The organism is Streptomyces sp. NPDC002784 (assembly GCF_053592135.1).
Map to the genome: position 1 here is coordinate 274855 of NZ_JBSFVD010000001.1, position 17317 is coordinate 292171.

General features: G+C 72.9%; 20 protein-coding genes. 7 read left to right on the top strand and 13 right to left on the bottom strand.

Translation table 11 applies throughout. The features are described from left to right. Positions 1-3 precede the first annotated feature (3 nt). Both ACWD1Z_RS01275 and sigE read right to left on the bottom strand, forming a co-directional pair. Entirely contained in the window at positions 4-987 is a 984-nt protein-coding gene (locus tag ACWD1Z_RS01275; protein WP_451114517.1) for an anti-sigma factor family protein, read from the bottom strand. Next, on the bottom strand, positions 984-1754 hold the full coding sequence (gene sigE, locus ACWD1Z_RS01280; RefSeq protein WP_451114518.1) for an RNA polymerase sigma factor SigE: 771 nt from the start codon (positions 1752-1754) through the stop codon (positions 984-986). The genes ACWD1Z_RS01275 and sigE overlap by 4 nt, the downstream gene beginning before the upstream one ends. Positions 1755-1916: 162 nt before the next feature. On the opposite strand from sigE, the gene ACWD1Z_RS01285 reads away from it, so the two are divergent. Continuing rightward, positions 1917-2615 carry an O-methyltransferase gene (locus ACWD1Z_RS01285; protein ID WP_383312304.1) on the top strand — a complete coding sequence of 233 codons (699 nt, stop codon included), beginning with the start codon at positions 1917-1919 and terminating at the stop codon, positions 2613-2615. A gap of 86 nt (positions 2616-2701) precedes the next feature. Here the strand turns inward: ACWD1Z_RS01285 and ACWD1Z_RS01290 are convergent, their stop codons facing one another. Continuing rightward, complete coding sequence (locus ACWD1Z_RS01290) at positions 2702-2869, bottom strand: DUF3117 domain-containing protein (protein ID WP_003966491.1); 168 nt, start codon at positions 2867-2869, stop codon at positions 2702-2704. A gap of 344 nt (positions 2870-3213) precedes the next feature. On the opposite strand from ACWD1Z_RS01290, the gene chcB reads away from it, so the two are divergent. After that, positions 3214-4005 (top strand): 2-cyclohexenylcarbonyl CoA isomerase, encoded by a 792-nt coding sequence (gene chcB, locus ACWD1Z_RS01295; RefSeq protein WP_451114520.1) that lies wholly within the window; start codon positions 3214-3216, stop codon positions 4003-4005. A gap of 13 nt (positions 4006-4018) precedes the next feature. On the opposite strand, the gene ACWD1Z_RS01300 is transcribed toward chcB, so the two are convergent. Both ACWD1Z_RS01300 and ACWD1Z_RS01305 read right to left on the bottom strand, forming a co-directional pair. After that, on the bottom strand, positions 4019-4648 hold the full coding sequence (locus ACWD1Z_RS01300) for a DNA-3-methyladenine glycosylase I (protein WP_451114522.1): 630 nt from the start codon (positions 4646-4648) through the stop codon (positions 4019-4021). After that, positions 4645-4989 (bottom strand): DivIVA domain-containing protein, encoded by a 345-nt coding sequence (locus ACWD1Z_RS01305; protein WP_389415620.1) that lies wholly within the window; start codon positions 4987-4989, stop codon positions 4645-4647. The genes ACWD1Z_RS01300 and ACWD1Z_RS01305 overlap by 4 nt, the downstream gene beginning before the upstream one ends. Before the next feature lie 133 nt (positions 4990-5122). Between ACWD1Z_RS01305 and folP the strand changes: the two genes are divergently transcribed. Next, positions 5123-5983, top strand: coding sequence for a dihydropteroate synthase (folP, locus tag ACWD1Z_RS01310; RefSeq protein ID WP_451114523.1), 861 nt, complete (start codon positions 5123-5125; stop codon positions 5981-5983). A 27-nt stretch (positions 5984-6010) separates the two neighbouring features. Here the strand turns inward: folP and ACWD1Z_RS01315 are convergent, their stop codons facing one another. Both ACWD1Z_RS01315 and dapE read right to left on the bottom strand, forming a co-directional pair. Then, the gene (locus ACWD1Z_RS01315) at positions 6011-6769 is read right to left on the bottom strand and encodes an LOG family protein (RefSeq protein ID WP_451114525.1); all 759 of its coding nucleotides are present in this window, start codon (positions 6767-6769) and stop codon (positions 6011-6013) included. Positions 6770-6870: 101 nt separating this feature from the next. After that, positions 6871-7950: a succinyl-diaminopimelate desuccinylase gene (gene dapE / locus ACWD1Z_RS01320; protein WP_451114527.1), complete on the bottom strand. Its 1080-nt coding sequence runs from the start codon at positions 7948-7950 to the stop codon at positions 6871-6873. 83 nt (positions 7951-8033) lie between these two features. Here dapE and ACWD1Z_RS01325 point away from each other — a divergent pair, with 83 nt between their 5' ends. Further along, positions 8034-9002 carry a heavy metal transporter gene (locus tag ACWD1Z_RS01325; RefSeq protein ID WP_451114529.1) on the top strand — a complete coding sequence of 323 codons (969 nt, stop codon included), beginning with the start codon at positions 8034-8036 and terminating at the stop codon, positions 9000-9002. 312 nt (positions 9003-9314) lie between these two features. Next, complete coding sequence (locus tag ACWD1Z_RS01330) at positions 9315-9770, top strand: ATP-binding protein (RefSeq protein WP_451114530.1); 456 nt, start codon at positions 9315-9317, stop codon at positions 9768-9770. Positions 9771-9832: 62 nt separating this feature from the next. On the opposite strand, the gene ACWD1Z_RS01335 is transcribed toward ACWD1Z_RS01330, so the two are convergent. Together ACWD1Z_RS01335 and fdxA are read right to left on the bottom strand one after the other, a co-directional pair. After that, on the bottom strand, positions 9833-10927 hold the full coding sequence (locus tag ACWD1Z_RS01335) for a bifunctional succinyldiaminopimelate transaminase/glutamate-prephenate aminotransferase (protein WP_451114532.1): 1095 nt from the start codon (positions 10925-10927) through the stop codon (positions 9833-9835). A 109-nt stretch (positions 10928-11036) separates the two neighbouring features. Further along, complete coding sequence (fdxA, locus tag ACWD1Z_RS01340; protein WP_003985062.1) at positions 11037-11357, bottom strand: ferredoxin; 321 nt, start codon at positions 11355-11357, stop codon at positions 11037-11039. A 140-nt stretch (positions 11358-11497) separates the two neighbouring features. Between fdxA and ACWD1Z_RS01345 the strand changes: the two genes are divergently transcribed. Together ACWD1Z_RS01345 and ACWD1Z_RS01350 are read left to right on the top strand one after the other, a co-directional pair. After that, the gene (locus ACWD1Z_RS01345; RefSeq protein WP_451114534.1) at positions 11498-12508 is read left to right on the top strand and encodes a GNAT family N-acetyltransferase; all 1011 of its coding nucleotides are present in this window, start codon (positions 11498-11500) and stop codon (positions 12506-12508) included. A 30-nt stretch (positions 12509-12538) separates the two neighbouring features. Further along, positions 12539-13405 (top strand): transglutaminase family protein, encoded by an 867-nt coding sequence (locus ACWD1Z_RS01350; RefSeq protein ID WP_451114536.1) that lies wholly within the window; start codon positions 12539-12541, stop codon positions 13403-13405. Positions 13406-13466: 61 nt separating this feature from the next. On the opposite strand, the gene ACWD1Z_RS01355 is transcribed toward ACWD1Z_RS01350, so the two are convergent. The 4 genes from ACWD1Z_RS01355 to ACWD1Z_RS01370 form a co-directional block, all read right to left on the bottom strand. Further along, a complete protein-coding gene (locus tag ACWD1Z_RS01355; protein WP_451114538.1) occupies positions 13467-15644 on the bottom strand; it encodes a hypothetical protein in 2178 nt (725 codons plus the stop codon). 159 nt (positions 15645-15803) lie between these two features. Next, a complete protein-coding gene (locus ACWD1Z_RS01360) occupies positions 15804-16217 on the bottom strand; it encodes a DUF6113 family protein (RefSeq protein ID WP_451114540.1) in 414 nt (137 codons plus the stop codon). Continuing rightward, complete coding sequence (gene mshB / locus ACWD1Z_RS01365; protein WP_451114541.1) at positions 16217-17071, bottom strand: N-acetyl-1-D-myo-inositol-2-amino-2-deoxy-alpha-D-glucopyranoside deacetylase; 855 nt, start codon at positions 17069-17071, stop codon at positions 16217-16219. Before mshB ends, ACWD1Z_RS01360 begins: the two co-directional genes overlap by 1 nt. A 33-nt stretch (positions 17072-17104) precedes the next feature. Next, positions 17105-17299 carry a hypothetical protein gene (locus tag ACWD1Z_RS01370; protein WP_186280602.1) on the bottom strand — a complete coding sequence of 65 codons (195 nt, stop codon included), beginning with the start codon at positions 17297-17299 and terminating at the stop codon, positions 17105-17107. Between the last annotated feature and the right edge of the window lie 18 nt (positions 17300-17317).

The following is a 17317-nucleotide window of genomic DNA, read 5'->3' on the forward strand; positions in this document are numbered from 1 at the left end:
CGGTCAGCGGTCGGAGGCGGCGGAGGTGACCGAGACGGACGGGGAGGAGGTCGGGTCGGGGACGAGCGCGGCGAGCAGTCCCGGAGTGGCGACCTCCGGGGCGGGGTGCCAGGTGGTCAGGGTGAGCGGCGTGGCGGTGCCGAGCGGACGTATGAGCGGGGACATGACGGCCGCGCCCGCGACCGGGGTGGCCAGCGGGTCCCCGGCGCCCTGGAGCTGACCGGCGCCCGGCGCGGAGACGCCGGGCAGCAGCGGCGCGGACACCGCGGTCGGGGCGACCGGGGTGTCGCCGAACGTCCGCGGGCCCTGGCCCTGGACGAGCAGCGGCCCGACGCCGCGGCGGCGCTGGTTGTCGGGTGTCGTCGCCGCTCCGGTGCCCTGGCTTCGTGCCGGGGTCACATTGCTGCCGGAGCCCGAACCGCGGGTGTCCGTCTCGGCCGGGACGCCGGTGGTGACCCCGCCGAGCGCGATGGCGGCCAGCGACACCGCTCCGGCGGCGACGAAGGCGAACCGCAGCCCGCGCGAGGACGGCCGGTCGGCGTCGGGACGCCCCACGGGGTGCAGCCGGAAGCCGCCCGCCGAAGGGCCGGTGAGCGCGGAGCCGTGCGGCCGGGCGGGGACATAGCCGAACTCGAAGCGCTCGCCTCGCCGGACGCCGAAGGCGCCGGTGGCGGGCGGCTCGGCGAAACCGCCGAAGGCTCCTCCGCCCAGCGGTGAGCCACCGCTGCCCGGGTCGCCTCCCGGCAGGCCCTGGAGCCGGGCCAGGAAGCTCTCGGAGGGGGGCGGCGGGGCCGCCTCCGCGAAGACGTTCTTCAGCCGGCGCTGGGCGTCGGCCTCCGCCTTGCACTTGGCACAGGTGGCCAGGTGGGCGAGGACCCGCTCGCGCGAGTCATGACCGAGTTCCCCGTCCACCAGGGCGGAGAGTCGGTCTCCAAGGTGCTGCTCGGCGAGGCGTCGCTCGCCGGGACCGGGCCGGGTTCCACTCACGCGGTCGCGCCCCCTCCGAGGGCGGGCACCCGCGGCACGAAGGACCGGCGCCCCGCCCGGGCCTCCGGGGAGCGGTGCGCGAGGGCCTTGCGGAGCTGCGAGCGCCCCCGGTGGATACGGGAGCGGACGGTGCCGAGCTTGACGCCCAGGGTCGCGGCGATCTCCTCGTAGGAGAGCCCCTCGATGTCGCACAGGACGACCGCGGCCCGGAACTCGGGCGCGAGGGTGTCGAGGGCCTGCTGGACGTCGGCGTCGAAGTGCGCGTCGTTGAAGACCTGCTGCGGGGACGGCTCGCGGCTGGGCAGGCGCTCGGCCGCGTCCTCGCCGAGGGCGTCGAAGCGGATGCGCTGCTTTCGGCGGACCATGTCCAGGAAGAGGTTGGTGGTGATGCGGTGCAGCCAGCCCTCGAAGGTGCCCGGCGTGTAGGTCGACAGCGAGCGGAAGACGCGGACGAAGACCTCCTGGGTGAGGTCCTCGGCGTCGTGCTGGTTGCCGGTGAGCCGGTACGCGAGGCGGTAGACGCGGCCGCTGTGCGTGCTGACGATCTCCTCCCACGTGGGCGGAGTCCACGCCTGCCCGTCCGCGTCGGTGGAGAAGGTCGCGGTCTGGGCGTAGTCGTCGGCGTGGCTGGGGTCAGCAGCGTTGTCGTTCACGGATTTCGGCCTGCCCGCCGATCCGAGGAGGCGCCGGAGCACTCCTGCGCGATCCACAGGTGCGGCCGCACCTCCCCTGTCGGCTCTGGTGGTGTCCAGTGGAGCCCCTACCATAGCCACCTCGCCCGTTAGCTCCGGATAAGCGGTTTTACGAGAATTTGATCTGGGCTGGCACGGCTCATGCGACTGCGTCAGCATGTGCTCGATCCCCGCCCCGCCGTCGTGATCCAACCGTGTCCCCCCTGTCGTCTCGCACCCTTCTAAACGCCTGGTCCCATCTGCGGGTTCCCGGCCGCAACGGATACAGTCACGCCCAGGCAACCACGGGGACAGGAGAGGGTCATTACCGGCAACCGGCAGACGAGCTGGGCGTTCGCCGACGCCTATGTCGCCGAGGACGACGCGCTGCGCTGGGCCCGCGACCGGGCCCGCGAGGCCGGCCTGCGCACGGTGTCGCCCGGCACGGGCGCGGCGCTGCGGTTGCTCGCCGCCACCGTGGACGCGAAAGCGGTCGCGGAGATCGGCACCGGGACCGGCGTCTCCGGTATCCATCTGCTGCACGGCATGCGCCCCGACGGCGTGCTGACCACCGTGGACACCGAGCCGGAGCACCAGCAGTTCGCCCGGCAGGCCTTCCGGGCCTCCGGCTTCGCCAGCAACCGGGCGCGGTTCATCCCCGGCCGCGCGCTGGAGGTGCTGCCCCGGCTCGCGGACGCCGGCTACGACCTGGTCTTCTGCGACGGTGACCGGCTCGAGTTCCTCGACTACCTCGCTGAATCGTTGCGCCTGCTGCGTCCGGGTGGCCTGGTGGTCTTCGAGGGCGTCTTCGCGAACGGCCGTACGGTCGACTCGGGCCCGCAGCCGACGGAGGTGCTGCGGCTGCGCGAGCTGCTGCGCGCGGTGCGCGAGAGCCAGGACCTGGTGCCGTCGCTGCTGCCGGTGGGCGACGGCCTGCTGTGCGCGGTCAAACGCTGAGGCAGCACGGGGCAGGGCCGGGCAGAGAACTGCCCCGGCACCTCATGAGATGCCGGGGCAGCTGAAAGGGTATGGTCGCTTGCGCGTCAGCCGACGACCTTCTTGAGGGCGTCGCCCAGTGCGTCGGCCTCGTCCGGGGTCAGCTCGACGACGAGCCGACCGCCGCCTTCGAGCGGAACGCGCATGACGATGCCCCGCCCCTCCTTGGTCACCTCGAGCGGGCCATCGCCCGTCCGCGGCTTCATGGCCGCCATGCTCGTTCCCCTTCCTGAAACCAGCTCAATCGTCAAAGCCGACGACCCCATGAGGGCATGCGCGGTCCTGGCGGGACTCGCGACACCGGCATCGAACACATTGCTTCCCAGCCATTATCCCGCATCGCAGGACCCGATGACCAACATCGGTCGGCATCGCTTGGGCAACGCGCGCGAGCAAAACCACTCAATTCGGCGATGTGGCTGCGATACTGCGCCGCCGCGAGCCCATCCGCCGAACGAAAACGGGTCCGAATTCTTTGACACAGGTCACACCTGCGTCCCCGGCGATCTCCGCCATGCTGTCCTCAGACAGGAGCCGCGAACACCGGAGGGGATACGTCATGGCCGACACCGTGCTCTACGAGGTGAGCGACGGACTCGCGACGATCACGCTGAACCGCCCCGAGGCGATGAACGCGCTGAACATCGAGACCAAGGTCGCCCTGCGGGAGGCGGTGACCGAGGCGGGTGCGGACTCCGCCGTGCGGGCCGTGCTGCTGACCGCCGCCGGTGACCGGGCCTTCTGTGTGGGGCAGGACCTGAAGGAGCACATCGGGCTGCTGGCCGAGGGGTCCGGGCGGGTGATGAGCACGGTGCGCGAGCACTACAACCCGATCGCCCTGGCGCTGACGTCGATGGCCAAGCCCGTGGTGGCGGGGGTGAACGGCGTCGCGGCGGGAGCGGGGTTCGGCTTCGCCCTCGCCGCGGACTATCGGGTCGTGGCCGACTCGGCTGCCTTCAACACGTCGTTCGCCGGGGTGGCCTTGACCGCGGATTCCGGGATCTCCTGGACGCTGCCTCGGGTGGTGGGGCCGGGACGGGCTGCTGACCTGCTGCTCTTCCCTCGGAGCGTGAAGGCTCAGGAGGCGTACGAGCTGGGGATCGCGAACCGGGTGGTCCCTGCGGGGTCGCTCCGCGAGGAGGCGGAGAAGGTGGCTCGGGCGTTGGCCTCGGGGCCGACGGTCGCGTACGCGGCGATCAAGGAGGCCGTGGCTTTCGGGTTCTCGCACTCTCTGGCGGAGACGCTGGAGAAGGAGGACGAGCTGCAGGCTCGGGCGGGGGCGTCGGAGGACCATGCGATTGCCGTGCGGGCCTTTGTGAACAAGGAGCAGCCGAAGTATCTGGGCCGCTAGGGGCGGGACGAATTCACCGTTCGGGGCTGCGGGGCCGCTCGGGCTGGGCGCGCAGTTCCCCGCGCCCCTGACGAGCGCTCCTCGCCACGCAGGTTTCCAAATGGTCGTTGACCAAGCCGCACGCCTGCATCAGGGCGTACGCCGTCGTGGGCCCCACGAACCTCAGTCCCCGCTTCTTCAGGGCCTTCGACAGGGCCGTCGATTCCGGAGTCACCGCCGGGACGTCCGCAAGGGTTCTCGGGGCCGGGCCCGGGTCCGGGGCGTGGGACCAGATCAGGGCGTCCAGGTCACCCGGGGCCCAGCCGGCCAGGGCGCGCGCGTTGGCCAGGGTGGCGTCGATCTTGGCTCTGTTGCGGATGATGCCCGCGTCGGCCAGCAGCCGGTCGCGGTCCTCCTCCGTGAAGGCCGCCACCTTCTCGATCCTGAAGTCGGCGAAGGCGGCGCGGAAGCCGGGGCGGCGGCGCAGGATCGTGAGCCAGGACAGGCCGGACTGGAAGGCCTCCAGGCAGAGGCGCTCGAAGAGGGCGTCGTCGCCGTGGACCGGGCGGCCCCACTCCTCGTCGTGGTAGGTCACGTAGTCCGGGGTGGACAGGGCCCAGGGGCAGCGCAGCGCGCCGTCGGGACCGGCGAGGGCCGCGGTCACCGGTCCTCCTCGGCCGGCTTCTCCATGGAGAGGCGGGCGCCGGACCGGGCACCGGCCAGGGCGGACTCCAGATCGGCGATACGGGCGTCGCGCTCGGCGAGTTCGGCGCCGAGCCGGCTGAGGGCGTCGTCGACGTCCGCCATGCGGTAGCCGCGGGCGGCGAGGGGGAAGCGGAGGCTGTCGACGTCGGCGCGATGGACCGGACGGTCGAGCGGGAGCGGGTCCTGGAGGCGCTCCGGGGCGGCCTCCGGCAGCGGGCCGCCGCCCTCGCCGCCGCCCACCACCGCGAGGGTCACGGCGGCGACCACGACGGCGAGCGCGACGACCAGGAACAAGAACATAACCATCGCTGGGGCCCCCACGGTCGGTGCAAGTGTGCGGTCGAGTGTGTCAGGGTCCGATCGTGCCATGCGACTCTGACAGTTAGGGTCGCAGACGGCTGTTGATCAGGACGTACGGAGAGGTTCACAGGGGATGCTCAGGCTGGGCAGGCGTGAGTTCGACGCGCATGAGCCGGTGATCATGGCGATCGTGAACCGGACCCCGGACTCCTTCTACGACCAGGGGGCCACGTTCCGCGACGAGCCTGCCCTCGCGCGCGTGGAGCAGGCCGTGGCGGAGGGCGCGGCCATCATCGACATCGGTGGGGTGAAGGCCGGGCCGGGCGACGAGGTGTCCGCGGCGGAAGAGGCGCGGCGGACCGTGGGTTTCGTGGCGGAGGTGCGGCGGCGGTTCCCCGATGTGGTGATCTCGGTGGACACCTGGCGGGCCGAGGTCGGCGAAGCGGTCTGCGAGGCCGGGGCGGATGTGCTGAACGACGCCTGGGGCGGGGTGGATCCCCGGCTGGCGGAGGTGGCCGCCCGGTACCGGGTGGGGCTGGTGTGCACGCACGCCGGAGGCGCCGAGCCGCGTACGCGGCCGCACCGGGTGACGTACGACGACGTCATGGCCGACATCCTCCGGGTGACCGTGGGGCTGGCCGAGCGGGCGGTGGCGCTGGGGGTGCCCCGGGAGTCGGTGATGATCGATCCCGGGCACGACTTCGGGAAGAACACCCGGCACAGCCTGGAGGCGACGCGGCGGCTGGCGGAGATGGTGGCCACCGGGTGGCCGGTGCTGGTGTCCCTGTCCAACAAGGACTTCGTCGGGGAGACGCTGGACAGGCCGGTGAAGGAGCGGGTCGTGGGGACCCTCGCCACGACGGCGGTGTCGGCGTGGCTGGGGGCGCAGGTGTACCGGGTGCACGAGGTCGCGGAGACGCGCCAGGTGGTGGACATGGTGGCGTCGATCGCGGGCCACCGCGCACCGGCGGTGGCCCGGCGGGGGCTGGCGTAGGACTCCCTCACCCCCGCGCGTGCCGCGCTAGCGGCCCGCCTCCTTCGACACCAGGGCCACCGCCTCGTCCACGTCGTCCGTGACGTGGAAGAGCAGCAGGTCCTTCTCCGACGCCTTGCCCTGGGCCACCAGGGTGTTGCGCAGCCAGTCCACCAGGCCGCCCCAGTACTCCGTGCCGAAGAGGACGATCGGGAACTGGGTGACCTTCTGCGTCTGGACGAGGGTCAGCGCCTCGAACAGCTCGTCCAGCGTGCCGAGGCCGCCGGGAAGCACGACGAACCCCTGCGCGTACTTGACGAACATCATTTTCCGTACGAAGAAGTACCGGAAGTTCAGACCGATGTCGACGTAAGGGTTCAGCCCCTGCTCGAAGGGCAGTTCGATGCCGAGGCCGACCGAGACGCCGTCCGCCTCGCAGGCGCCCTTGTTGGCCGCCTCCATGGCGCCGGGTCCGCCGCCGGTGATGACCGCCCAGCCGGCCTCGACCAGGGCGCGCCCCAGCCGTACCCCCGCCTCGTAGTCGGGCGAGCCCTGCGGGGTCCGGGCGGAGCCGAAGACGCTGATCGCGGGCGGCAGTTCGGCGAGGGTTCCGAAGCCCTCGATGAACTCCGACTGGATGCGCAGGACGCGCCAGGGGTCGGTGTGGACCCAGTCCGAGGGTGCGCGCTCGTCCAGCAGTCTCTGGTCCGTCGTGCTCGACTGCACCTGACCGCGCCTCCGGAGGACGGGTCCCAGGCGCTGCTCCTCCGGCGGCTGCTTCCTGCCCGCGGGGTTCCCGGTAGCCATGTGCGCTCCCTCCACTTGCCGTCGTTCCACCTCAGCGTAGATCTACGCGGGTTACGGAGGGGGGACATCGGCATGTCCGGCGTCCGCCGATCCCCGCGTCCTCACGCGGTCAGCCAGGTCCGCAGGCGTTCCTCGCCCGCGAGGATCCTCGCCGTCTCCACCCGCTCGTCGCGCTTGTGCGCCAGGTGCGGGTTCCCGGGGCCGTAGTTGACCGCCGGGATGCCGAGGGCGGAGAAGCGGGACACGTCCGTCCAGCCGTACTTCGGCAGGGGCGTCCCGCCGACCGCCGTGATGAAGGCCGCCGCCGCCGGATGGGACAGGCCCGGCAGCGCCCCGGGGCTGTGGTCGTCCACCACGAACTCCTCGACCCCGCAGTCCGCGAACACCTCGTGGACGTGGGCCAGCGCCTCCTCCTCGGTACGGTCGGGGGCGTAGCGGAAGTTGACCGTGACCACGCACTCGTCGGGGATGACGTTGCCGGCCACCCCGCCCGAGATGCCGACCGCGTTCAGGCCCTCCCGGTACTCCAGGCCGTCGATCACCGGCCGCCGGGGCTCGTAGGAGGCGAGGCGGGCCAGGATCGGGGCGGCGGCGTGGATCGCGTTGGCGCCCATCCAGCCGCGCGCCGAGTGCGCCCGCTCGCCCTTCGTCCGCAGCAGCACCCGCAGGGTGCCCTGGCAGCCGCCCTCCACCTGGCCGTCGGACGGCTCCAGCAGCACCGCGAAGTCGCCGGCCAGCCACTCGGGGTGTGCCTCGGCCACATGGCGCAGACCGTTGAGGTGGGCGGCGACCTCTTCGTTGTCGTAGAAGACGAAGGTCAGGTCGCGGTTGGGGGCGGGGACCGTCGCCGCGATGCGCAGCTGCACCGCCACCCCGGACTTCATGTCGCAGGTGCCGCAGCCCCACAGGACGCCGTCGTCGTCCAGCCGGGAGGGGACGTTCTCCGCGATCGGCACGGTGTCGATGTGCCCGGCGAGGATCACGCGCTCCGGGCGGCCGAGGTCCGTGCGCGCCACGACGTTGTTCCCGTACCGGTCGACCGTCAGGTGGGGCAGGGCCCGCAGCGCGGTCTCGATCGCGTCCGCGAGGGGCTGCTCGGTGCCGCTCTCGGAGGGGAAGTCGACGAGCTGCGCGGTCAGCCGCGCGGCGTCCAGCGTGAGGTCAAGCGGGGTCTCGGGCATGTCCTCGACCCTAGCGCCCCCGTCTCCCGGGCACTTTGCCCACCGGACTCCGGCGCCGCTCTACTCTCCAGTACCTTGTACGCGTGCCAGAGCCGTCCGCTACTCCCCGACGCCGCCGCGGCCGCCTCTACCGTTGCGGGGCGGCCTTCGTGGTCCTGCTCGCCGTCGCGGGTTATCTCGTGGTCCAGTACGTCACCGGAGGCGCCGGAGCGCCCGGCTGCAAGGTCGTCTCGGCCGACGGGGACGGGGCGACGTACGAGTTCACGCCCGAGCAGGCGGTGAACGCGGCGACGATCGCCGCCGTGGGCACCGGGCGGAACCTCCCCGAGCGGGCGGTGACCATAGCGCTCGCCACCGCGCTGCAGGAGTCGGCGCTGCGCAACATCGACCACGGCGACCGGGACTCGCTCGGCCTGTTCCAGCAGCGGCCCTCGCAGGGCTGGGGCACCGAGCGGGAGGTCATGGACCCGACCTACTCGGCCGGGATCTTCTACGACCACCTGGTCAAGGTGGACGGCTACACGGAGCTGCCGCTCACCGTCGCCGCGCAGCGCGTGCAGCGCAGCGGCTTCCCGGACGCGTACGCCAAGCACGAGCCGGACGCCGCCCTGCTCGCCGCCGCCCTGACCGGCCACTCGGCCGCCACGCTGACCTGCGACGGGCGCCCGGACGCCACGCGGGTGGCGGGGACCGACGCGGTACGGACCGCGCTCGCCCGGGACTTCGGGCGGGACGTGCTGGAGCCCGCCGGTGCCGTGGTCGGCGACGGGGACCCCACTCCAGCTGTATCCCCCGGCGCCGGGCGCGACGGGCGGACCCTCACGCTGCCGGTGACCGAGGGCAGCGGCGGGCGCGGGGTGACGCAGCGCGGCTGGCAGCTCGCGCACTGGGCCGTGGCCAACGCCTCCGCCCTGCGCATCGAAAAGGTCTCGTACGCCGGGCGTGAGTGGACCGCCGGGAACACGGACAGCCAGTGGCGCGCGACCGAGACCGACGGGGCCGCGGGCGCCGAGAAGAACACGGCGCCGGTCCGGATCGTGACCGCGCAGTAGTGCGGGACGTCACCCGTGCGGGTTACCGCGCGGGCCGGGGGTTCCCGGGGTGCGCGGGTTTTGGCGCGGGTATCCGTGAATCCCGGAAAACCCTTGAGAACAAAGGGCTGTAAGCATTCGGCAGACTTTCCGGGCGCGGACTCTTTGCCCGTTTTTATCCACAGCCGATAATGCGACGCATTACCAAGTCTTTACGTTACTCCGCCGCAACCTTCGCGGACTTCGAGCGGTAGTCACTGCGTCCGAGGCCGGAGATCACGTCCGGCCGAGGACATCACCGTTCTCACCAGACAGACCCGTCGAAGGAGCATCATGACCCTCCCCCTGACCCGCCGCATCGCCCGTGCCGCGCTGCTCGTCGCTGCGGGAGCGGCCGCCGGGGTCGGTACGGCCGGCTCCGCCAGCGCGGCCCCGGAACTGCCCGCCGCCAAGAACCTCGGCGGCCTGACCGCCCTGGACGCGGCGAGCGTCGGCAACACGGCCGACGCCGCGGCGCAGAGCGCCACCGGGCTCGCGGGCGAAGCCGGCGCCCAGGCGGTCGAGAAGGCGGTGCCGGCTGCGGGCAAGACCGGCGGCAAGGCGGTCAAGAAGGCGACGCCCGTCGCGCAGAAGACCGCGGGTGACGCGGCCGGGTCGGCCGGGGACGTCCTCGGCGACACGGCGTCCACGGCGACCAAGGACGGTCTGCCGACGGACTCCCTGACCAAGGGCGGGGGCCTGCCGCCGGCCGGCTCCCTGCCGGTCGGCAGCCTGCCGCTCGGAGGCTGATCCTCCCGGCCGAACGCCGAAGGGGTCCAGGAGTCTTCTCCTGGACCCCTTCGGCGTATGCCTCAGGACAGCCGCCGCACGGCTTCCCGGACCCTTTCGTCCGTCGCCGTGAACGCCACACGGACGTACGTCGCGCCGGCCTCGCCGTAGAAGTCGCCCGGCGCCACCAGGATGCCCCGCTCGGCCAGATGGGCCACCGTGTCCCAGCAGGACTCCCCGCGGGTGGCCCACAGGTAGAGGCTGGCCTCGCTGTGCTCGATGCGGAAGCCGTGGTGCACGAGGGCCGTCCGGAGCGCCTCGCGGCGGGCGGCGTAGCGGTCGCGCTGGACACGGACGTGGTCGTCGTCGCCCAGGGCCGCGACCACGGCCGCCTGGGTCGGCGCCGACGTCATCATGCCGCCGTGCTTGCGGATCTCCAGCAGCGGGGCGAGGACCTCCGGGTCACCGGCCAGGAAGGCGGCACGGTAACCGGCCAGGTTGGAGCGCTTGGAGAGGGAGTGGACGGCCACGATGCCCTCGTACGAACCGCCGTTCACGTCCGGATGCAGCACCGAGACCGGGTCGGCCTCCCAGCCCAGCTCCAGGTAGCACTCGTCGGAGAAGATCAGGATGCCGTGCGACCGGGCCCAGGCGACGATCCGGGTCAGCTCCTCCTTCGGCAGGACCTTGCCCGTCGGGTTGGAGGGGGAGTTGAGCCACAGCAGCTTCAGCCCCTCGGGGTCCAGCGCGGTCGGGTCGTCGTAGACCTCGTACTCGGCGCGGGCGAGGCGGGCGCCGACCTCGTAGGTCGGGTAGGCCAGCCGGGGGTAGGCGACGCGGTCGCCGGGGCCGAGGCCCAGCTGGGTGGGGAGCCAGGCGACGAGTTCCTTGGAGCCGACGACCGGCAGCACGTGCCGGTGGGTCACCTCGCGGGCGCCGAGCCGGCGCTCCACCCAGCCGGTGATCGCGTCGCGCAGCTCCGGGGTGCCCCAGACCGTCGGATAGCCCGGCGAGTCGGCCGCCTCGATCAGCGCTTTCTGGACCAGCTCGGGGACCGGGTCGACCGGGGTGCCGACGGACAGGTCGACGATGCCGCCCGGATGCGCTGCGGCCGTCGCCTTGTACGGCGTCAGCTTGTCCCAGGGAAAGGCGGGGAGACGGTCGGAGACTGCGGACACGGGGATCTGGCTCACTTTCTCGTCCGTACGGCAAACGCCTCGGCCCCGCAGGCGATCGGAGGCGATCAGGCCGTGCGGGACCGAGGCGGCGCGGTGATGCGGGCCGCTCTCAGCCGTTCTGCGGCGGCAGCGCGGCGATGAAGGGGTGGTCCCGCTCGATCAGACCGAGCTTGCTGGCACCGCCGGGGGAGCCGAGTTCGTCGAAGAACTCGACGTTCGCCTTGTAGTAGTCCTTCCACTCCTCCGGAGTGTCGTCCTCGTAGAAGATCGCCTCGACCGGGCACACCGGCTCACAGGCTCCGCAGTCGACGCATTCGTCCGGGTGGATGTACAAGGACCGGGAGCCCTCGTAGATGCAGTCGACCGGGCACTCCTCGATGCACGCCTTGTCCTTGACGTCGACACAAGGCTGCGCGATGACGTAGGTCACGCTGTCGTTCCTCCTCGATAGGGCGCTGGCGGGCCTCCACAGGCTCCGCCGCCTGGCGCGCGGGAGCGCGGCGTCGTCGATGCCCGCCCCTAGTATCTCCGTTCCGGGGCACGATCCGAACAGGAGGGGTGAACAGACCTGTGGAAATCTCTGCGACCGGGCGCCTTGAGGTCCGTATCACCGCTGCTGACGTGGGTAAACGGGTGTCCGTACGGCGCCTGAACGATCATGCGCGGGCGGGTGAGAAGTTCACCGACACGGTGGGTGTTCTCGCATCATGGGACGACGGTGTGCTGCTGATCACACGGAAGAGCGGCGAAACCGTCCGCATCGCGGAATCGTCGCTGGTCGCGGGGAAAGTGGTGCCGAGCGCTCCGGCCCGCCGCCGGGGCCCCGCCGCCTCGTACGAGGAGCTCGCGCACGTCTCGGCGCGCGCGTGGCGCCCGGTGGAGAGCGACCGGCTCGGCGCGTGGGAGCTGCGGGCCGCTGCCGGCTTCACCCGCCGCGCCAACTCCGTGCTCCCGCTGGGCGACCCGGGCCTGCCCCTGGACGAGGCGCTGTCCGTCGTACGGCGCTGGTACGGCGAGCGCGGGCTGCCCGCCTACGTCCAGACCGCGACCGGCGCCGAGGGCACCCAGGAGCTGCTGTGCGCGGAGCTGGAGCGGCGGGGCTGGACGCGTGAGGTGACCGCCGAGCTGTGGACCGGGGCGCTGGCCCCGCTCGCGGACCGGGAGGAGCCGGCCGAGGTCGTGCTGTCCCGGTCGGCGGACGGGGCATGGCTGGCGCGCTATCAGCGCAGGGGCCTGAGCGAGGTCGCGCTGAAGGTGCTGGGCAGTGGTCCCTCGGTGTGGTTCGCGACCGTTCCCGGTGCGGACGGCGTCCCCGCCGCCATCGGGCGGTGCGTGGTCGACGGGCGGTGGGCGGGCTTCGCCGCCGTCGAGGTCGATCCGGCGCTGCGGCGCCGGGGGCTCGCCTCCGCCGTGCTGGCCGCGCTGGCCGGACGGGCCCTGGACGAGGGGGCGTCGGCGGCCTGGCTGCAGGTCGAGACGGACAACACGGCGGCCCGCGCGCTGTACGCCGGGACGGGCTTCTCGGCGCATCACGCGTACCACCACTACCGCGAGCCGGGGAACTCCGGCTCCGGCCGGTAACCGATCGCCGCGAGAGGGCACGAGCCTGCTATGCCTCCCCCCAATCCCCCTCCCCCCAACCCCCCGCCTCCCGAACGCTCGATCGAGCTGCGCCGGCGGTTCGCCGAGGAGGCCCGCTGCGAGCGGCCCGATCTGTCGACGCTGTGTCTGCTGGTGGGCGCCGAGGCGGACGGCACGCTGGACGAGGACGGCCTGGACGCGGCCCAGATGGAACTGGACCGGCTGGCCGGGCAGCTGCCGTTCCGGCCGGGCGGCCCGCGCTCCTGGGCCGTGTCCCTGCGCGAGCTGCTCGGCGACCGGCTCGGCTTCCGGGGCGCCCCCGGGGACTACCAGCGGCTGGAGTCCTCGCTGCTGCACGAGGTGCTGCGCCGCAGGCGCGGGCTGCCGATCCTGCTGTCGGTGGTGTGGCTGGAGGTGGCGCGCAGGGCCGGGGCGCCGGTGTACGGCCTCGCCCTGCCGGGGCACTTCGTCGTGGGGTTCGGGGAGCCGGACGAGCAGGTGCTGGCCGATCCGTTCGACGGGGGCCGGGCCATGACGGGGGCGGATGCGGAGCTGCTGGTGGCCGGGGCCACGGGGGCGTCCCTGCATCCGTCGATGCTGGTGCCCGCGGCGCCGCTCGAGGTCGTCGCGCGGATCCTGAACAACGTCCGGGCGTGGGCCGCGGCCCGGCCCGAGCGGTCGGACGTGGCGCTGTGGGCCGTGGAGTTGGCGCTGCTGCTGCCCTCGCATCCGGCCAGGCTGCGGTACGAGCGGGCCCAGTTGCTGGTGCAGCGGGGGGACTTCGTCGAGGGGGCGGTGGAGCTGGAGGCGTACGCGGACGTGGTGGCGGCGGTGGATCCGGGTGCCTCGGCCCGCGTCAAGCAGCAGGCGCACGCCGCGCGGGCCATGCTCAACTGACGGCCGCCACGGGTGTCCCGGAGTGCCGCACGACGCGGGTCGTGCGGCACTCCGGGCCCGGTCAGCTCGGGTTCGTCTCGATGGTGACGTCCCGGTCGGACGTGCTCAGCAGGGCCTGGCGCAGGGCGGCGTACACGTCCTGCGGGGTGACGGCCGTCTTCTTGCCGGTGCCCCGGGTGATCTGCACCCCGTCGAAGGTCTGGCCGTAGAGCTCCTCGAGCGCCTTCAGGTCGGGGCTGTCGACGAGCTTGCCGTCGACGGCCTTGACGCGGAGGAACTTCCACAGGGAGTTCTCCGGGCTGAACTCGATGAAGCGGGTGGCGTCCGTGCGCACGATGACGTTGGCCGACATCGCGGGCTCGGCGAACTCCTTCATCATCCGGTCGACCTCGGCCTTGTCGACCGTCGGCTCCTTGGCGGTCGTCGCGACCGGCACCGCGGGAGCCGTGCCGGTCTCCACCTGGGTGCGGTACGCCTCCTCGACCGCGTCGGTCGACTTCGCGACGTCGATGCCCTGGCCCGCCTTGCCGTACACGGCGACGGCCTTGCCCGACTCGAATGTGATGGTGCCGTCGGCCACCGATCCCGAACCGCCGGCGGCGTTCTCCAGCGCGGCCTGGAGCTTCTCCTCGTCGACCGGCATGACCGGCTCGACCACGCGCTCCTGGCCGAAGAGCGAGCCGACCACGGAGACCGGGTTGTAGTCGCTGTGCGCGGCCTCGCTGACGGTGGCCACGGCATCGAACTGGAGCCCCGCCTGGTCCGGCTCCAGGGCGACGGTCTTGCCCCCGACCGTCAGCTTCAGCTCCTTGTTCACCCGGCCCTCGAAGGCGTCGTCGAGCTTCTTGACCGCGTCGTCACGGGTGCCGCCGCCGATGTCGACACCGAGCACGGTGGTGCCCTTGGGCACGTCGGAGTGGTTCATCAGCAGCCCGGCGCCGTAGAGGCCGCCGGCCAGGACGATCACGCCGCCGGTGAGCAGGCCCAGCTTGCCGCGGCCCTTCCTCTTCTTCGGCGTGGGCGCCGAGGGCACGTTCGGGGAGACCGGCTCGGGCAGCTTCGGGGGCGTGTGCGGCAGCGGTCCGTCGGTGGGCCCGCCCGGCCCGAACGGGTGCTGGACGGCGGGCGGGACCACCGGGATACCGCTGGTGACGGTGTGCCCGGAGACGTTGTCGGCGGGGTTGCCGTAGCCCGGGGTGCCGGGCTCGGGGGCCGGCTTCTGCGGGGTGAGGATCGCGGTGTCGTCGCTCAGGCCGCCGCCGGGGGTGTGCATGCCGGGGGCGCCGCCCATGGTGCCGGGGCCGCCGCCCATGGGGGGCACCAGCGGGCCGTCGCCGGTCACGGGGCCGGTCGTCGGGCCCGCGGGGCCCTGCGGTCCACCCCGGCCGCCGGGACCACCGGGTCCGTTGAAGCCGCTGGGGCCGCCGGGACCGGCGGGGCCGCCGCCCGGGCCGCCGGGCATGCCCTGGGCGCCGTAGCCGTTCTGGCCGCCGTAGCCGCCGTTGCCGTTCTGGCCGCCGTTGCCGGAGACGTACGGCAGGTCGTCGCGGTGCGCCTCGTCGCCGGGGCGGGCGCCGGGGCCCCGCGGGCCGGCCGCCAGCGCCTCGGTGACGTCGAAGGAGCCGGTGCCGCCGCCGTGTCCGGGCGCCACCGGTCCGCCGGTCGCGCCGTGGGGGGCGCCGGGACGGGCCCCGCCCTGCGTGTTCATGGAGCCGACGACCCCACCGGGCCGCGGCGCGCCCGCGCCACCGGCCGTACCCGGCGCACCCGCGCCGGGGCGCGGAGCCGAGGGCGCCGAACCGCCGGGCGCACCGGCGCCGTTGCTCTGGCCGCCGCCGGTACCGCCCTTCGGGGCCCCGGACTTGCGCGGTACGAACCACTCGCTCGCCTTGTCCTCGGCCGCAGCCGCGGGCTCGGCGGGAGGCTCGGGCGGGCGCGCGGACGCGGCGGCTCCCGGCGCGGGCGGCTCGGTCCCGGCGCCCGCGTCGGAGTTCTCGCCGTCCCCGACGGGTTTGCGCACGACGACCGGCGGAATGGGCCGCGATCCGGGGATGTTGATCCGGATCCGGGTGGTCAGCGTGGTCTCGGTCTTGCGTTCCTCCGGCCGCGCGGCCGAACGGCCCGCATCCGGACCGCCGTCGGGAACCGCAGGCGTCCCGTAAGGCGGCGTGCCCGAAGGGTAAGCGGCTCCGCCGCGCCCGTTGGGCCCGGAGGACGGACTGTCAGTTTCACGACTCAAGGCAGGTTCTCCCGGTTGGCTCCGCCGCCCGACTCGTCCTCACTGCTCCGGGCGGCTCGGCGGCGCCACCACCATACTGGCCGCTTCTGGCCCGTATCCCACGACCGCCGGGGAAACCCCCACGGGACTCGCACGTGCGCGGCGCGGAGAAGTGGTACGTCACTTCCCAAGTCGGACGCCGTCGTCGTCCGGTTGCCGCGTGGGGGCGAGCGTGGCACACATCACAGCCGTGGCCATGCCGCCGAGCAGGAAGAGGTAGGAGCCGCCGTCCGAGGCGAAGACGAAGTCGCCCTCGGGGCGGCTGGCGGTGAGCAGGATGACCGCGAGCATCCAGCCGCCGGCCGGCGCGACGGCCCCGGCCCGGCCGCGGGTGATCAGCGCCCCGCCGAGGCAGAGCCCGATCTCACCGGCGAGCGCGAGCAGCAGCCCGACCGGGAACCAGGCCCCCTGGATCAGCGCGCCGGCGGCCGCGACGAGCGCGCCGAGCACGAACAGGCCGAGGAGCAGGGCGAACCGGGTGAAGGAGGGCGGCCCCAGGGGCTGGGCGAGCATGGGCGTCCGGTCGTTCTTCATCAGGCGTCCTCGATCCCCGCGAACAGGTCGGTCTCCGGCGTCGCGGGCCGCTCGCCGCGCGCCAACTCGTAGTACTCGGTGGTGAAGACGGGCTGGGCGAGGTCGTTGGAGAGGACGAAGTACTCCCCCGCCACCTCGATCTGGGTGGCGTGCGCGGCCATCGCGGCGGTCTTGGCCGCAGTGTGGGCGGTGCCGTCGACGACGGTGGTGATCCGCTCGTCTTCGACCACTCCGGGAACGTCGTCGAGGGTGGCAGCCTTGGTGAACGGCAGCTTCGGCAGGGCGGCCGCCAGACGGGCGAACGCCTGTTCGCCGACGGTGCGCGGGACCCGGTTCCAGTAGACCTTGGCGACCGGGCAGCCCGCCTCGGCCGCGAGCTCCGCGGCGCGCATGGCGACGCGGTGGGCCTGGATGTGGTCCGGGTGGCCGTAGCCGCCGTTCTCGTCGTAGGTGACGAGGACCTGGGGACGTACCTCGCGGATCACCTCCAGGAGGTGGCCGGCGGCCTCGTCGACATCGGCCTGCCAGAAGCAGTCGGGGTCGTCGTTGTCGGGCAGGCCCATCATCCCGGAGTCGCGGTAGCGGCCGGTGCCGCCGAGCTGACGGAAGTCGTCGACGCCGAGCGCGCGCATGGCGGCGGCCAGCTCGCCCAGGCGGTGCTCACCGAGGGCGGTGCCGGACAGCTGGGCGAGGCCGGGCGGGATGACCTCGCCGCGCTCGCCGAGTGTGCAGGTGACCAGGGTCACATGGGCACCCTCGGCGGCGTACGCGGCCATCGTCGCGCCGTTGTTGATCGACTCGTCGTCCGGGTGCGCGTGCACCAGCAGCAGACGCCGGGAGGGCAGTTCCGTCATGGTCCCCACCCTAAGGGGGCGGCCCCGGGGTGATCAGAACTTGATGCTGCCGATCATGCTGGCCACGCTCGTGGTCAGGTCGCTGATCGTGGGCGCCATGGTCGAGGAGGCGAGATAGAAGCCGAGCAGGATGCAGACGACCGCATGCCCGCCCTTCAGTCCCGACTTCTTGATGAGCAAGAAGACGATGATCGCCAGCAGCACCACCGCCGAAATCGAGAGTGCCACGGCGGCTCACCTCCAAAG

Bases quoted from the DNA above. Each gene is read 5' to 3' on its own strand.
- chcB (WP_451114520.1), top strand. From the start codon at position 3,214: ATGGCCGACACCGTGCTCTACGAGGTGAGCGACGGACTCGCGACGATC.
- ACWD1Z_RS01315 (WP_451114525.1), bottom strand. From the start codon at position 6,769: ATGGCTACCGGGAACCCCGCGGGCAGGAAGCAGCCGCCGGAGGAGCAG.
- ACWD1Z_RS01360 (WP_451114540.1), bottom strand. From the start codon at position 16,217: ATGAAGAACGACCGGACGCCCATGCTCGCCCAGCCCCTGGGGCCGCCC.
- ACWD1Z_RS01305 (WP_389415620.1), bottom strand. From the start codon at position 4,989: ATGTTCTTGTTCCTGGTCGTCGCGCTCGCCGTCGTGGTCGCCGCCGTG.
- ACWD1Z_RS01290 (WP_003966491.1), bottom strand. From the start codon at position 2,869: ATGGCGGCCATGAAGCCGCGGACGGGCGATGGCCCGCTCGAGGTGACC.
- mshB (WP_451114541.1), bottom strand. From the start codon at position 17,071: ATGACGGAACTGCCCTCCCGGCGTCTGCTGCTGGTGCACGCGCACCCG.
- sigE (WP_451114518.1), bottom strand. From the start codon at position 1,754: ATGGTAGGGGCTCCACTGGACACCACCAGAGCCGACAGGGGAGGTGCG.
- folP (WP_451114523.1), top strand. From the start codon at position 5,123: ATGCTCAGGCTGGGCAGGCGTGAGTTCGACGCGCATGAGCCGGTGATC.
- ACWD1Z_RS01330 (WP_451114530.1), top strand. From the start codon at position 9,315: ATGACCCTCCCCCTGACCCGCCGCATCGCCCGTGCCGCGCTGCTCGTC.
- ACWD1Z_RS01350 (WP_451114536.1), top strand. From the start codon at position 12,539: ATGCCTCCCCCCAATCCCCCTCCCCCCAACCCCCCGCCTCCCGAACGC.
- dapE (WP_451114527.1), bottom strand. From the start codon at position 7,950: ATGCCCGAGACCCCGCTTGACCTCACGCTGGACGCCGCGCGGCTGACC.